The sequence below is a fragment of the Mycolicibacterium nivoides genome, assembly GCF_003855255.1.
Classification (GTDB): Bacteria; Actinomycetota; Actinomycetes; order Mycobacteriales; family Mycobacteriaceae; genus Mycobacterium; species Mycobacterium nivoides.
In genome coordinates, this window is the sequence record NZ_CP034072.1 from 6,246,340 (window position 1) to 6,260,031 (window position 13,692).

The window sequence follows — 13,692 nt, forward strand, 5'->3', positions numbered from 1 at the left end:
GATGAGCACGAAACTGCCTGCCGAATTCGCCGACCTCGAACAGTTTTCGGACTGGTGCCTGTCCAGTGAGCCGCAGCGCTACAGCAAGCGGTTGGGCAGCACCATGACCGAGATGCAGGCGTTCTATGACGCGATCACGCCGCGAGCCGAGGAAGCGATCAGCTTCTGCGACAAGTTCAGCCTCGACACCTTGCCCGAGGACGTGCTCAACCTGATGCACCTGCTGTATTCGATGATCACGGTGTCGTTCCCGGTGGAGTGCTGGAAGCAGCCACGGGTGCCCGATTCCGGTGCGACATCGTTGGACTGCGTCGCCGAGCCCGTGCCGTGACCGAGGCCGAAGCCGCGACGACGATTCTGCGCGCTGCCCGTTGGGTGGACGTGGCCGGCGGCCAGGTCCGGACCCCTGCGGTCGTGCTCATCGAGGGCAACCGGATCTCCGCGGTCAACCCCGAAGGGCCACTGCCGGATTCGGCCACCGTCATCGATCTGGGTGACGCCACCCTGCTGCCCGGCTTGATGGACATGGAGCTCAACCTGCTGATCGGCGGACCGGGCAATCCCGGCGGTCTGCCGACCCCCATGCACGGCGTGCAGGACGACCCGGCGTATCGGACCCTGCGCGGCGCCGTCAATGCCCGCACCACACTGGATGCCGGGTTCACCACCGTCCGCAATCTGGGCCTGATGGTCAAGACCGGCGGTTACCTGCTCGACGTCGCCTTGCAGCGGGCGATCGACCAGGGTTGGCACCAGGGACCGCGCATCTTCCCGGCCGGTCACGCCGTCACGCCCTATGGCGGGCACCTCGATCCCACGGTGTTCCAGCGGCTGGCACCGGGCATCATGCCGCTGTCGGTCGCCGAGGGCATCGCCAACGGAGTGCCGGATGTCATCGCATGCGTCCGCTACCAGATCCGCCACGGCGCCAAGCTGATCAAGGTGTCGGCATCGGGTGGCGTGATGTCCCACAGCACCGCGCCGGGCGCCCAGCAGTACTCCGATGCCGAGTTCGCCGCGATCGCCGACGAGGCTCACCGCGCCGGTGTCAAGGTCGCAGCTCACGCCGTCGGGGACACCGCGATCCAGGCGTGCATCCGGGCCGGCATCGACTGCATCGAACACGGATTCCTGGCCAGTGACGAGACAATTCAGATGATGGTCGACCACGGCACCTTCCTGGTCTCGACCACCTATCTCACCGATGCGATGGCTATCGACCGCATCGCACCCGAACTGCGCAAGAAGGCCCTCGACGTCTTCCCACGGGCGAAAGCCATGCTGCCCAAGGCCATTGACGCCGGGGTGCGCATCGCCTGTGGCACCGACGCGCCCGCGGTCCCACACGGCGAGAACGCCAGGGAATTGTGTGCCCTCGTCGAACGCGGCATGACCCCGATGCAGGCGTTGCACGCCGCGACGGTGGTGGCCGCGGACTTGGTCGATGCCGCCGACGAGCTGGGGCAGCTGGCCCCGGGCTACCTGGCCGACGTCATCGCCGTTCCCGGCGATCCCAGCGTGGACATCGCGACGACGCTCGATGTCCGGTTTGTGATGAAGGACGGAGTCATCTACAAGAACACGGTGCGCTAGCGTCGAGTCAAGGCGTGTGGCAGGAGTACGAGGATGGATCTGACCGAGAACACCTTGTGGTGGCTCAAACAGGCGTTCTATTTCTCGCTCACCGAGGTCAACGAGTCGGTCAAAGAGCACGGGGTCACCACTGCCCAGATCGGCGTCCTGCGCCAGTTGACCAATCAACCGGGCCTGTCCGGCGCCGAGTTGGCCCGTCGGCTGCTGATCACCCCGCAGGGCGTGCAACTCGCACTCACCGCGTTGGAGAAGCGGGGCCTGGTCGAGCGCAAACAGGATCCCCAGCATGGGCGCATTTTGCAGGTCTTCCTCACCGACGAAGGCCGGGCGGTGGCCTCGGCCGTCGTCGCCGATGCCGTCGCGGCCCATGAGCGGGTGTTCGGCGTACTCAGTGACGAGGAGCAGGAGCAGTTGAAGGCACTCCTCCGCCGGGTGATCGAACAAGGTACGGGCCACACACCGCACTCCGATCACATCGACCCATGAAACGTCTCCCGACGGGGCGAGTAGCCAGGCCTATTTGCGGCGTCGCCGGCCGATGCTCAGCAGCCAGTCGGGAAACGCCAACCCATGGATGATCCGTTGCGTCCGGAAGTACTGGCGCGGAAGCGATGCCGTGTTGTAGGGCAGGCCGTACTTCTCGCACAGTTCCCGCACGCGAACGCTGATCTGTGGGAGGCGGTTGCTCGGCAGGTCGGGGAACAGGTGGTGCTCGATCTGGTAGCACAGGTGACCGCCCGAGATCGCCAGCAAGGGGCTCGCGTTGAAGTTTGCGGTCCCTAGCATTTGCCGGAGATACCACTCGCCTTTGGTCTCGTCCTTGACCACCGACGGGTCGAACGTCTCGGCACCGTCGGGGATGTGCCCGCAGATGATGTTCACGTACACCCACAGGTTCCGGAGCACATTCGCCGTGATGTTGGCTGCCAGAGTCCGACGCCACCGGCGCAGGCTGAGTGCGGGCAGGAGCACATAGTCCTTGCTCAACTGGCGGGCGATCTTTCCGAGAAACTTCCTCTTCTCCACTGCGACAGCGGCCGGCGTGTCGACCCGCTCGCGCTCGGAGCGGATGCCGTGCAGACCGATGCCCCATTCGAAGGTCGCTGCCAGCAACAGGTTTCGTAACGGTGTCGCGAGGTACGCCCAGCGCCACGGTTGGTCCGGGGTCACCCGCAGTAAGCGGTAGCCGATGTCGTCGTCCATACCCAGCACGTTGCTGAAGACGTGGTGCCGGTAGTTGTGCGAGTACCGCCACTGCGCGGAATGCCCGACCATGTCCCACTCCCAGGTGGTGGAGTGGATTTCGGGATCGTTCATCCAATCCCACTGGCCATGGGAGATGTTGTGGCCGAGTTCCATGTTCTCGATGGACTTCGCATATGCCAGCGCGCACGTTCCCACCAACCAACCGGTCTTCGACCGACTGCCGGCGATCATCAGCCGCGCCGCGACGTCGAGCGCCCGCTGGAAATGGATCACGCGCCGGATATAGGCCGCATCCTCCGCCCCGAGCGACTCTTCGATGTCTCGGCGGATCACGTCGAGTTCATATGCGATCTCTTCGACGTCCGCGCTGCTGAGGTGCAGATAGGTGGAGACATCGGCGATCGCCATCAAGGTGTCCTCGGGTGGGTGCAGCGTTGGAGCGGTGCAATCCGGGCCACCGCGAGGGCCAAACCGCAGCCTAGAGGTTCGGGCTGGACGACTGGTAATCGCGGTGGTGGATATCTACCACTTGAGATTAATGACAAGTACTTGATATTGTTGGCCGCGATGGAGACATCGACGACACCCCGCACGGAATCCGCCGACGTGATCGACGCCGACGGGTTCACTCCCGTGCGGATCAAGCAGGTGATCCGGGAGACCTCCGACGCGGTCTCACTTGTTCTCGACATCCCCGCACCGAGCGTCGACCGGTTCCGCTATGCGGCAGGGCAATTCATCACCATTCGAGCGACAGTCGACGAGGGCGAACACCGTCGGTGCTATTCGATGTCGTCGTCACCGGCCGTCGATCCCGATCTGCGGATCACCGTCAAGCGTGATCGCGACGGCCTGGTCTCCAACTGGATCAACGACTCCGTCAGCGTCGGCGATGAACTGCACGTGGCACCGCCCGAGGGGCGCTTCGTCCTCACCACCACCGAGCGCAACGTCGTCACGTTCGCCGGCGGCAGCGGCATCACCCCGGTGTTCTCGTTGGTGCATTCGGCCCTGGCCACCACCCGCAAGGTCCGGTTGTTCTACGCCAACCGCAACCTCGACTCGGTGATCTTCCGGGAGGCGCTGGCGACTCTCGCCGAGGGCAACAACGGACGCTTCGCAGTGCACCACCATCTGGACGAGATCGACGGAATGGTTTCGACCGAACACATCGCCCGCTTCATCGCCGACAGTGCCCGCGACAACACGGACTACTACATCTGCGGCCCCGCCCCGTTCATGGACACCGTCGAACGGGTCCTGCTCGACACCGGGATCCCCAAGCAGCAGATACATCTGGAGCGGTTCAGTGTCGCCGCGATCCCGCCACCCGACGCAACCGAACCCGTGGTCACCGAAGAGGTGACGATCGAACTCGGCCGCAGCACCGCCACCGCGCCGTACCGCGCCGGCAACACCCTGCTGCAGACCGCGCGACTGGCCGGCCTCAAAGCGCCGTCCTCGTGCGAAACCGGCTCGTGTGGAACGTGTATGGCGCAGGTGGTCGAGGGCAGCGCACGCATGCTCAACAACGACGCTCTCGACGACGACGAGGTCGCCGAGGGCTGGGTGGTGACATGCCAGGCACTGCCCACCAGTCGCACAGTGAGGGTGGTCTATGAGTAGTACGAGTGTGAACAGGGTGGCCGTGGTGACCGGCGGGGCATCGGGCATGGGTGAAGCGACGTGCCACGAGTTGGGCCGGCGCGGCCATCAGGTCGCCGTCCTCGACGTCAATGCCGATGCCGCCCAACGTGTCACCGATGACCTGCGGTCGGCCGGTGCCACCGCCTTCGCGGTCGGTGCCGACATCACCGACCGGGCCGCGGTCGAAGAGGCCTTCGGCAAGGTCCGCAGCGAACTCGGGCCGGTCGGCATCCTGGTGACCAGCGCGGGGATGTTCGGGTACGCCTCCTTCGCCGACATCACCGAGCAGTCCTGGGCGCAGATGGTAGAGGTGAACCTGAGCGGGACGTTCCGCTGCTGTCAGGTGGCCCTGCCGGACATGGTCGAAGCCGGGTGGGGTCGCATCGTGATGATCTCCTCGTCGAGCGCCCAGCGCGGTACGCCGTTCGCGGCCCACTACGCGGCCTCCAAAGGTGCGCTGTTGACCCTGACGAAATCACTGGCGCGCGAGTACGCGGCACACGGCATCACGGTCAACAACATCCCGCCATCGGGTATCGAGACCCCCATGCAGCACCAGTCGCAAGCTGCGGGCTACCTGCCGCCCAATGAGACGATCGCCGCCAACATCCCCCTCGGCAGGCTCGGAACCGGAGCGGATATCGCTGCCGCCGTGGGGTTCCTGTGCTCCGAGGAAGCCGGCTTCATCACCGGCCAAACCCTCGGGGTGAACGGCGGCGCAGTGATGTAGCGGCTCCCAAGCCGTCCGAGCAGTCCCAGAACGCACTAGTCACACGGAGGTTCACATGGCAACCAAGTGGCCCAAGCCGGCTGAAGGCTCCTGGACCGAGCACTACCCCGATCTGGGTACGGGCCCGATCCCGTTCCGGGACTCAATCTCCGAAGAGTTCTACGCCCTGGAGCAGGAGGCCATCTTCAAGCGGGCCTGGCTCAACATCAGCCGGGTCGAGGAGACGCCCGAGGTCGGCAGTTTCATCACTCGACAGATCGAGGCCGCCGCCGCGTCGCTGCTCCTGGTGAGAGACCATGACGGCGGCATCCGCGCCTTCCACAACCTGTGCCGCAGACGCGGCCACGCGCTGGTACCCCCAGACTTCCGCGCCACCGAATTACGCAGCACCGGCAGCGAGTTCGAATGCCGCCACTGTGGATGGCGTTACGGTCTGGACGGAAAGCTGATATCGCTGCCCGACGCCGACCGGTTCACCGACCTGGATACCGCGGACTACGGACTGGTCGGAGTGCACTGCGACGTCTGGGCCGGCTTCGTGTTCGTCAACTTCGACCGCGAACCGCGCCAGAGCCTGCGCGACTTCCTCGGCCCCATGGTGACCGCACTCGACGACTACCCGTTCGACAAGCTGACCGAGCGATACGACTGGGTGGCACACAACAACAGCAACTGGAAGATCTTCGCCGATGCCTTCCAGGAGTATTACCACGTACCGTCGCTGCACACCCAGCAGGTGCCGCCGGAAGTACGGGATCCCAACGCCGGCTTCACCTGTGGGCACTTTCAACTCGACGGTCCGCACCGGCTCGTCTCGACGGCCGGCACCCGGCGCTGGCTACTGGCGCCGGAATACATGTACCCGATCGAGCGGGCCACCCAGAGCGGTCTGGTGGGTCCGTGGCGGACCCCCGACATCGGTGAACTGCCGATGCACGGACTCAACCCTGGCAACATCGAACCGTGGGGGATCAGCAACTTCCAGATCTTCCCCAACCTGGAGATCCTGATCTACGGCGGCTGGTACCTGCTCTACCGCTACTGGCCGACCTCGCACAGCACCCACCGCTACGAGGCGTTCACCTACTTCCATCCAGCCCGCACCGTGCGAGAACGGATCGAGCACGAGGTGGCCGCCGTGGTGCTCAAGGAATTCGCCCTGCAGGACGCCGGCATGCTGGGCGGCACCCAGGCCGCGCTCGAGTACGACGTCGTCGACGACTACCCGCTCAGCGATCAGGAGATCCTGGTGCGGCACCTGCACAAGATGGCGGTCGACTGGGTCGAGGACTATCAGCGTGACCGCGTACCGGCGGGAGCGTGACGATGACCTCCGCCCGACTCCCCAGCGCCTTCGCCGAACTGGAACCGTATGCCGAAATATGGTGTCTGCCGACGGAGACCGAACGGTGGGATCGTCGCCTCGCCAGCACGATGCCGGAGATGCACGAGTTCTACGACGCCTTCTTCCCGCGCGTCGAGGATGCGATCGAGTACTGCGACAAGTTTCCGCTCGACGACATACCCGACGATGCGCTCAACCTGCTGCACCTGGTCTATTCGCTGATCATGGTCGCCATGTCGGTGGAGATCATGCACCAACCGGCCCCGACCGACTCCGCCGATGCCGTCATGATCCGCACCGGCGAACCAAAGCCGTAACCGCCACCGAACACCGAAAGGACGCACCGATGAGTGTGTTGACCATCAACAAGCTGACCGCTTCGGTGGGCGCCGAGGTTGTCGGCGTCGACCCGGAACGGCTGGGCACCGACGACAGCCTGGGGGCCGCGGTGCTGGACGCCCTGGAGGACAACGGGGTGCTGGTGTTCCACGGCCTGCACCTGAATCCCGAAGCTCAAGTGGCCTTCGCACGGCGGCTGGGCGAGATCGACCGCTCAGCCGATGGCCATCACCCGGTGTCGGGCATCTACCCGATCACGCTGGACAAGACGAAGAACAAGGCCGCCGAATACCTCAAGGCGACGTTCGACTGGCATATCGACGGTTGCACCCCCATGCATGACGAATGCCCACAGAAGGCCACGGTGCTGTCCGCCCTGGAAGTCGCCGCGCGGGGAGGGGAAACCGAGTTCGCCAACACCTACGCGGCCTACGATTCGCTCGATGAAGCCGAGAAGGAGCGCTACCGCGGGTTGCGGGTGGTCCACTCCCTGGAAGCCTCGCAGCGGCGCGTCTATCCGAATCCGACCCCCGATCAGCTGAGCCGCTGGCAGGCCCGGCCAACCCACGAGAACCCGCTGGTGTGGACGCACCGAAACGGCCGAAAGTCCTTGGTACTGGGCGCTTCGGCGGACTACATCGTCGGGATGGATCGCGACGAGGGCCGCACGCTGCTTGCCGAACTCCTCGCCCATGCCACTACCGCAGACAAGGTGTACAGCCACAAGTGGTCGGTCGGGGACACCGTCATCTGGGACAATCAGGGCGTCCTGCACCGCGCCGCGCCCTACGAACCCAACTCCCCCCGCCACATGCTGCGCACTACGGTGCTCGGCGACGAACCGATTCAATAGCAACGCGCATGACCTGCACGTTCAATGCGTGCTGCCGGCCGGACGCACGATGATCTCGTTGACGTCCACTTCGACTGGTTGCCTGATCGCGAATGCGATGGCATCGGCGACAGCCGAGGCAGGTATGGCCAGGGCCCGATAGGTACGCATGGCCTCGCGGGTTGCTGAATCTGAGATCGATTCCGCAAGTTCGGATTCCGTGACGCCTGGGGAGATCACGCTGACCCTGACGCCGTCTGCGTGTTCGTTGCGCAGTCCCTCCGAAATCGCCCACACCGCGAACTTCGTAGCGGAGTAGACCGCGGCGGTCGGCTCCACTTCGTGTGCGCCGATCGAGGCCAGATTGACGAAACCGCATTACGGCTGTTGGCGAACTGGCACACACCGATGAACATCACCACGAACCGGTGCGGTCAGGTCGGTAGCCGGCCCAGTTGTTGCAGGACCGAATAGAGATTGGCCACGCCCCAGTGGTCGGTGATCTTGCCATCGCGCACTCGCATCGCGTCGACCGTCTCGAACTGAATGCGCTTGCCGGTCGGCGCGATTCCGAGAAAATCACCGTCATGGGTGCCGTGGTAGGTCTTGTAGGTGGTGACGATATCGCCGTCGACGGTCTGCCAGTGGATCTCGGGATGGAAGTCGCTGAACGCATCGCGCAGCCGCTTGTAGAGCACCAACACGCCGGCCTTGTCAGGAGTCGTGCCGGGTTGCGGCGTGTGGTCAACGAAATCGTCGGCAAACAGTTCCTCGAAGAGGCCGAAATCGCCCTGGCCCTGAACCTGTTCGGTGTTACGGCGAACCACCGCTTTGATGGCCTCGGACGTATCAGGATCGGTCATTGGCGCTACCTCTCTGTTGCTGCCGATAAGGGGAGTGCCCCGCTACCCATCAATACCTCGTCAACGACCCTGATGATCGTCTTTCCCGCGACGCGGTGTGCCGGGTCGAATGCCGACACCGCATCCGCGAGCGGAATCACCGCGCCGACGGACGGCCGCAGTCGGCCCCCGCGGAGTTTGCGCTCGAGCACGGCGAGTTGCGTCCGGTCGGGCTCGACGACGAAGAAGACGGCTCGTGCGTCTGCCGGCTGGACCCGCGGCGGTTCCGCGATGGTGACCAGGGTGCCGCCCGGCCGCACCAACTGCGCCGAGAGATCCAGGATCTCACCGCCGATGACATCGAAGACCACGTCCACCTGACCGACGTCCTCGGCCCACCCCGGTTCGAGATCTACGAACACGTCGGCACCCAGTTCGAGTGCGGCGTCCCGCTGCGCGGCTCGCCCCGTACCGATGACCCGGGCTCCGCGTGCGTGCGCCAACTGCGCCGCGATCGATCCGACAGCGCCGGCCACGCCGTGGATCAGCACGGTCTGCCCGGTCGCGAGGTGTCCGTGGTCGAACAATCCCTGCCAGGCCGTCAGGCCCGAGATCGGAAGTGCCGCCGCGACGGTGTGGTCGACATCGGCCGACAGTGGCGCCAGATTGCGCGCCTCGACCGCGACATACTCGGCGAGCGTGCCGTTGCGAGCCCAGTCGCTGATGCCGAAAACCCGCTGACCTATCGTCAGACCCGTTGTGCCATAGCCAAGTTCGACGACCGTTCCCGATACTTCGTGACCCGGTACAGTCGGTGTCCTGTCACGGCCGGCGCGATCCGTCCACGTTCCCGGCCAGTCAAGCTCGCCGGGGGTGAACGCCGCTGCGTGCACCCGGACGATGACGTCATTCTCAGCCGCGTGCGGATATGGCACCTCGGACACCGACAGCCCGGCGAAACCCGCCGCACGGTCGCTGGTGATCACTGCTTGCACGGTTGTCTCCTAGTTTCTCGGTCAACGACTCTTGGTTTGACGCGCGCTCGGGTGGCGAAGATGGTCGCGGGCCACGATCTCGTCGGGATCCAGCATGGTGATCATGTCGACGCCCGGCGCACAGAGGCAGACCGCCAGGAACACGCTGCGGTTGTGCTGCTCCAGATTCGCGACCTGGTAGTGGATCACATCCCCGCCCGGCTCCCAAAAAGCCTCGCCCGCAACAATTTTCCTGGTCGCCTCGCCCTCCAGCTCGAACAGGATCGAACCCTCCAGGACGTAGCCGAACACGGGCCCGGAGTGGCGGTGCGGTTGCACCCCCTCGTCGGCGGGCGGGATCTCGACGATCTGGGTCATCGCATGTGCGCCCTCGGGAATCCACGGTGGGGTGACGCACAGCAGATCGGTGACCGTGACGTTGCCTGCAGTCAGCATTGTTCATTTCCTTCGTTCGAACCTTCGCCCTTCCATCAGACCAACGCGGCACTATCAAGTCCAACGAACAATATTGATCATCTCTATCGCGAAACGCGATACTGCGAACATGGAACTTCGCCAGCTTGAGTACTTCATCGCCGTGGCCAGTGAGATGAGCTTCTCCCGCGCCGCGAACCAGACGCACGTCGTCCAGTCAGCGCTGTCCACTGCGGTGGCGAAATTGGAGAAGGAACTCGGAGTGCAGCTGTTCGACCGCTCCAAACACCAAATCAGAATCACGCCTGCGGGAGAGTTGTTCCGTGAGCACGCCCGGCAAGTGGTCCAGACCGCCCGGCTGGCCAAGGACGCGGTGAGCGCGTACCACGGGGAGCTGACGGGAACAGTCGATCTCGGGTCACTGATCTCGTTCGGCACACTCGACGTCCCGAAGGTGCTCGGCGACTTCCACCGCGACTACCCATTCGTCCGCATCAGGTTGCGGCAGAGCCAAATCGGTTCTCTGGCTTATCTTTCGGCGATCGCTGACGGGTCGCTCGACCTGGCCCTGATCTCGGCCCCCGACCGGTTCCCCACCCGGGTCGAGATGCAGTTGCTGTGCCAGGAGCCGATGGTGTTCGTCTGCCGCACCGATCATCCCCTTGCACACCGCGACGCCGTCGGGGTCACCGAGCTCTGCGATGAGGACCTGATCGGCTTCCCACCCGAGTTCGGGCTCAGACGTCTCGTCGACGCCGCATTCACTGCCGCAGGCGTTGCGCCCCGGGTGTCCCACGAGGTGGCCCTCGAGTATTCGATCGCCGGACGCCTGGTCCGACACGGGCTGGGCACCATCGTCATGCCGGCCAGCGAAGCGGCCCACTATCCGGACCTGCGCGCCATCGAGATACGGCCGGCGATCGTGTGGGAGATCTACCTGGCTTCGGCCGAGCAATCGCGGCTCGGCCCCGCCAGCGCCAAGCTGGCCGAGTTTCTCCTCGCCTCGGCCGAGCCCGGTCAGCGCACAACGTCACGCTGAGTCTTGTTCGGCCGCTACTGCGGCATCGCGGACTCCACGACCGTCAGTTTCTCCGAAAGCCCTGCCACCCTGCGGATCTCGCGGAATTCCTCGACCATGCCGTCGGTGACCTCGTGGGGATCGTCGACCGTGGCGTCGTCGGAGAGCACCGAGATGTTGAGCTGGTCCACATAGCTCCACACCGTGATGTTGAGCCCGCTGCCGGTGGTGATCGGACCGACCGAGTAGATCTCGGTGACCGTGGCCCCGCCGACCTTGCCGCGTTCCCGCGGCCCCGGCACGTTGGAGATGTTGAGGTTGAGCACCTTGTTCTGGCCATCCTTGTGGGACAGCCATTTGAACGCCGCCTCGACCGGAGCCGGCGGCATGTATGCGGCCCAGCGCGCGATCAGTTCCGGACCGATGAGTTGATGGCTTTCCTTGGCCAGCGCGGCGGCGTCGTGTGCGCGCTGCACCCGCTCGGCGGTGTCGGCGACGTCCACCGGCAATGCCACCAGCACGCCGCTGAACCGGTTGCCCGAGATCCGGTCCGGCGAGAAGTCGAAGCTCATCGGCACCGAGGCCAGCAACGGATGATCGGCCTTGCCGTCGTATTTGAGCGACAGCTTGCGCAGCGCCCCCGACGACATGGCCAGCACCAGGTCGTTGATGGTGACCCCGAGCGCCTTGCTGGTCTCCTTGACATCGGCCAATGCCAGTGTGGCCGTGGCGAACAGGCGTTTCTCGTCCAGTATGTGGTTCATGAAGCTGGGCGGCGGGGTGAAGGGGCGGGTCAGCTCCGGCGACAGCTTGCGGCTGCTGCGTCGCACCCGTCCGACCCCTTGGGTCGTGTAGCGGACGGTCCCGGGCAACCTGCCGAGCTGACGCATGTGATCGGCGAACGCCGAGCGCACCAGCTCCGCGCTGCTGGGCGCAGGATCGGGGACGTACGACTCGTCGTCACGCTGCGGGCCGTCGCGCAGGTCCATCCCCCTGGCCAACAGATTCGCCGAGGCGACCCCGTCTGCCAGGGCGTGGTGGATCTTGCCGACCACCGCGATACGACCATCGGCCAGGCCCTCGACGAAGTACATCTCCCACAACGGCCGACTGCGGTCCAACTGGGTGCTGCCGATCTCGCCGATGGCCTCGTCGAGTTCACGGCGCCCACCTGGCGCGCGGACCCGCCATGGGCGGACGTGGTACTCCAGGTCGACGTCGCAGTTCTCCCGCCACATCGGGTGATGGAACTTGAAGGGGATGTCGACGAGCTGGTAGCGGAACGGGTCGAGCTTGTGCAGCCGTCCGCGGATCACCTCTCGGAACTCGTCGATCCCGAAAGTCCGGTCCCCCATGTCATCGAACGCGATGACCGCGATCTTCAACGTGTGCATGTGCACGTTGGGTGTCTCTGTATAAAGCAGGAACGCGTCCCACCCACTCAACCGCTTCACGGTGTCCTCCCCAGGTGTGGAAACGTCTATATGACTGCTTTAGCCTCGTCCATCGCCCGGTTTCGGTGAATCTGGTTGAGGAACAAGCCGATTGCGGTGGCCATCGCACCGGTCCTGGCCCCGTCCGTCATGTCGAAGGCGTGGCCGGCGCCGGGCAGCTCAATGTAGCCGACCACGGCTCGCGACACGGCCTTGAGCCTGTCGACGAAACTGCGGGCCTGCGCCACCGGAATGACGCTGTCACCGGTGCCGTGGATGACCAGGAACGGCGGAGCGTCGGGATGGATCTGCGCGATCGGCGAGGCCTGCCGGTAGATCTCCGGATAACGGTCGAGCTTGCGGCCCACCACAATCCGCTCCAGGAAGTCGACGAACCGGACCCGCTCCTCGGTGGACCGGTCCTCCCAGTCGTAGCGCCCGTAGATACCCACCACGGCGTCGACCGACGTGTCGGCACCGTCGGGCAGATCGCCCTGAAGGTCCGGATCGTTCGGGGTGAGGCCGGCGAGTGCGGCCAGGTGCCCACCGGCCGAGCAGCCCGCGACGGCAACGAAATTGCGGTCGCCACCGAACTTGTCGACGTTGGCCCGCGCCCAGGCGATCGCGGCCTTGACGTCGGTGATGTGCCGCGGCCATCGGTGATGCGGGGCCACCCGGTAGTCGATCGACAGACACACCCAGCCCTGCCGCGCCAGATGCGACATCAGTGCGTGCCCCTGCAAGATCCGGCTGCCGTGCACCCAGGCACCGCCCGGGACGAACAGCAGCACCGGCGCCGGCTCGGCGGGCAGGTGCTTGGGCCTCCACACATCGAGCAGCTGGGTCGGGTCGTCGCCATAGCGCACCGAGGTCCGGTACACGTCGCGCCGGTACTCCAGGGTGTGCCACAGCGGCGGCATGCTGTCCGGGGCCGGCCAGTCGACGGCCAGGTCAGCGGGCGAGACCACACCGCGCAGTGCCTCCTGGGCGACCGCGTTGGTCTGCTCCCGCTCGGCATTGCGAAGTTCGGTGTTGTCCGGGGCGAACCAGGACTTCGCCGAGGAGGCGACGAATTCGGGCAGGTGACGGAACCCCCAGACGCTCATCGCCGTAATGGCGCCGAGCGGTTCCAGGTGCTTACCCACCACTGGTAGCGAAGCTGATGCCACGCTAAGCGCCAGCATGTGGTCGGCAGGCTTGGCATGCAGCAACCATCGTGCTCGATCAGCGAGCGTCGGTGCGGGGTACCGGGTATCCGGTCGTGCCGTCATTGCGCGAGCGTACCCCGCAGGGGATTG

General features: G+C 65.2%; 16 protein-coding genes. 9 read left to right on the top strand and 7 right to left on the bottom strand.

The features are described from left to right. Window position 1: 1 nt before the first annotated feature. From EH231_RS30410 to EH231_RS30420, 3 genes are read left to right on the top strand one after another with little or no spacing between them, the layout of a single operon-like run. A complete protein-coding gene (locus tag EH231_RS30410) occupies window positions 2–331 on the top strand; it encodes a hypothetical protein (protein ID WP_124713932.1) in 330 nt (109 codons plus the stop codon). Beyond that, window positions 328–1,593: a metal-dependent hydrolase family protein gene (locus EH231_RS30415; RefSeq protein ID WP_124713933.1), complete on the top strand. Its 1,266-nt coding sequence runs from the start codon at window positions 328–330 to the stop codon at window positions 1,591–1,593. Before EH231_RS30410 ends, EH231_RS30415 begins: the two co-directional genes overlap by 4 nt. 33 nt (window positions 1,594–1,626) lie before the next feature. Further along, complete coding sequence (locus EH231_RS30420) at window positions 1,627–2,079, top strand: MarR family winged helix-turn-helix transcriptional regulator (RefSeq protein ID WP_044514656.1); 453 nt, start codon at window positions 1,627–1,629, stop codon at window positions 2,077–2,079. Window positions 2,080–2,109: 30 nt separating this feature from the next. Here the strand turns inward: EH231_RS30420 and EH231_RS30425 are convergent, their stop codons facing one another. Beyond that, window positions 2,110–3,207: a fatty acid desaturase family protein gene (locus tag EH231_RS30425; protein WP_090433574.1), complete on the bottom strand. Its 1,098-nt coding sequence runs from the start codon at window positions 3,205–3,207 to the stop codon at window positions 2,110–2,112. Between the two features lie 159 nt (window positions 3,208–3,366). On the opposite strand from EH231_RS30425, the gene EH231_RS30430 reads away from it, so the two are divergent. Genes EH231_RS30430 through EH231_RS30450 form a run of 5 tightly spaced genes read left to right on the top strand, consistent with a single transcriptional unit; the run spans window position 3,367 to window position 7,713 of the window. Then, entirely contained in the window at window positions 3,367–4,425 is a 1,059-nt protein-coding gene (locus EH231_RS30430; protein WP_124713934.1) for a ferredoxin--NADP reductase, read from the top strand. Further along, window positions 4,418–5,176, top strand: coding sequence for an SDR family NAD(P)-dependent oxidoreductase (locus EH231_RS30435; RefSeq protein WP_205265326.1), 759 nt, complete (start codon window positions 4,418–4,420; stop codon window positions 5,174–5,176). Before EH231_RS30430 ends, EH231_RS30435 begins: the two co-directional genes overlap by 8 nt. 55 nt (window positions 5,177–5,231) lie before the next feature. Continuing rightward, entirely contained in the window at window positions 5,232–6,500 is a 1,269-nt protein-coding gene (locus EH231_RS30440) for an aromatic ring-hydroxylating oxygenase subunit alpha (RefSeq protein ID WP_090433568.1), read from the top strand. A gap of 2 nt (window positions 6,501–6,502) precedes the next feature. Further along, the gene (locus EH231_RS30445) at window positions 6,503–6,838 is read left to right on the top strand and encodes a hypothetical protein (RefSeq protein WP_090433566.1); all 336 of its coding nucleotides are present in this window, start codon (window positions 6,503–6,505) and stop codon (window positions 6,836–6,838) included. 29 nt (window positions 6,839–6,867) lie between these two features. Then, on the top strand, window positions 6,868–7,713 hold the full coding sequence (locus EH231_RS30450; protein ID WP_124713935.1) for a TauD/TfdA dioxygenase family protein: 846 nt from the start codon (window positions 6,868–6,870) through the stop codon (window positions 7,711–7,713). A gap of 21 nt (window positions 7,714–7,734) precedes the next feature. Here EH231_RS30450 and EH231_RS30455 read toward each other — a convergent pair whose 3' ends face one another. From EH231_RS30455 to EH231_RS30470, 4 genes are all read right to left on the bottom strand, one after another. Further along, complete coding sequence (locus tag EH231_RS30455) at window positions 7,735–8,055, bottom strand: SDR family oxidoreductase (protein ID WP_124713936.1); 321 nt, start codon at window positions 8,053–8,055, stop codon at window positions 7,735–7,737. Between the two features lie 71 nt (window positions 8,056–8,126). Further along, a complete protein-coding gene (locus EH231_RS30460) occupies window positions 8,127–8,555 on the bottom strand; it encodes an ester cyclase (protein WP_124713937.1) in 429 nt (142 codons plus the stop codon). Between the two features lie 5 nt (window positions 8,556–8,560). After that, a complete protein-coding gene (locus tag EH231_RS30465) occupies window positions 8,561–9,529 on the bottom strand; it encodes an NADP-dependent oxidoreductase (protein ID WP_124713938.1) in 969 nt (322 codons plus the stop codon). Window positions 9,530–9,550: 21 nt separating this feature from the next. Next, window positions 9,551–9,964 carry a cupin domain-containing protein gene (locus tag EH231_RS30470; protein ID WP_164481087.1) on the bottom strand — a complete coding sequence of 138 codons (414 nt, stop codon included), beginning with the start codon at window positions 9,962–9,964 and terminating at the stop codon, window positions 9,551–9,553. 109 nt (window positions 9,965–10,073) lie between these two features. Between EH231_RS30470 and EH231_RS30475 the strand changes: the two genes are divergently transcribed. After that, window positions 10,074–10,982, top strand: coding sequence for a LysR family transcriptional regulator (locus tag EH231_RS30475; protein WP_090433556.1), 909 nt, complete (start codon window positions 10,074–10,076; stop codon window positions 10,980–10,982). 14 nt (window positions 10,983–10,996) lie between these two features. Here EH231_RS30475 and EH231_RS30480 read toward each other — a convergent pair whose 3' ends face one another. Both EH231_RS30480 and EH231_RS30485 read right to left on the bottom strand, forming a co-directional pair. Beyond that, on the bottom strand, window positions 10,997–12,415 hold the full coding sequence (locus EH231_RS30480) for a WS/DGAT/MGAT family O-acyltransferase (protein ID WP_090433554.1): 1,419 nt from the start codon (window positions 12,413–12,415) through the stop codon (window positions 10,997–10,999). Window positions 12,416–12,441: 26 nt separating this feature from the next. Next, window positions 12,442–13,665, bottom strand: a complete 1,224-nt coding sequence (locus EH231_RS30485; RefSeq protein ID WP_164481088.1) for an alpha/beta hydrolase — start codon at window positions 13,663–13,665, stop codon at window positions 12,442–12,444. Window positions 13,666–13,692 lie beyond the last annotated feature (27 nt).

Excerpts from the sequence above, each read along its gene's own strand:
- EH231_RS30420 (WP_044514656.1), top strand. The coding sequence starts at position 1,627 with ATGGATCTGACCGAGAACACCTTGTGGTGGCTCAAACAGGCGTTCTAT.
- EH231_RS30475 (WP_090433556.1), top strand. The coding sequence starts at position 10,074 with ATGGAACTTCGCCAGCTTGAGTACTTCATCGCCGTGGCCAGTGAGATG.
- EH231_RS30425 (WP_090433574.1), bottom strand. The coding sequence starts at position 3,207 with ATGGCGATCGCCGATGTCTCCACCTATCTGCACCTCAGCAGCGCGGAC.
- EH231_RS30430 (WP_124713934.1), top strand. The coding sequence starts at position 3,367 with ATGGAGACATCGACGACACCCCGCACGGAATCCGCCGACGTGATCGAC.
- EH231_RS30435 (WP_205265326.1), top strand. The coding sequence starts at position 4,418 with ATGAGTAGTACGAGTGTGAACAGGGTGGCCGTGGTGACCGGCGGGGCA.
- EH231_RS30460 (WP_124713937.1), bottom strand. The coding sequence starts at position 8,555 with ATGACCGATCCTGATACGTCCGAGGCCATCAAAGCGGTGGTTCGCCGT.
- EH231_RS30410 (WP_124713932.1), top strand. The coding sequence starts at position 2 with ATGAGCACGAAACTGCCTGCCGAATTCGCCGACCTCGAACAGTTTTCG.
- EH231_RS30470 (WP_164481087.1), bottom strand. The coding sequence starts at position 9,964 with ATGCTGACTGCAGGCAACGTCACGGTCACCGATCTGCTGTGCGTCACC.
- EH231_RS30445 (WP_090433566.1), top strand. The coding sequence starts at position 6,503 with ATGACCTCCGCCCGACTCCCCAGCGCCTTCGCCGAACTGGAACCGTAT.
- EH231_RS30440 (WP_090433568.1), top strand. The coding sequence starts at position 5,232 with ATGGCAACCAAGTGGCCCAAGCCGGCTGAAGGCTCCTGGACCGAGCAC.
- EH231_RS30485 (WP_164481088.1), bottom strand. The coding sequence starts at position 13,665 with ATGACGGCACGACCGGATACCCGGTACCCCGCACCGACGCTCGCTGAT.
- EH231_RS30450 (WP_124713935.1), top strand. The coding sequence starts at position 6,868 with ATGAGTGTGTTGACCATCAACAAGCTGACCGCTTCGGTGGGCGCCGAG.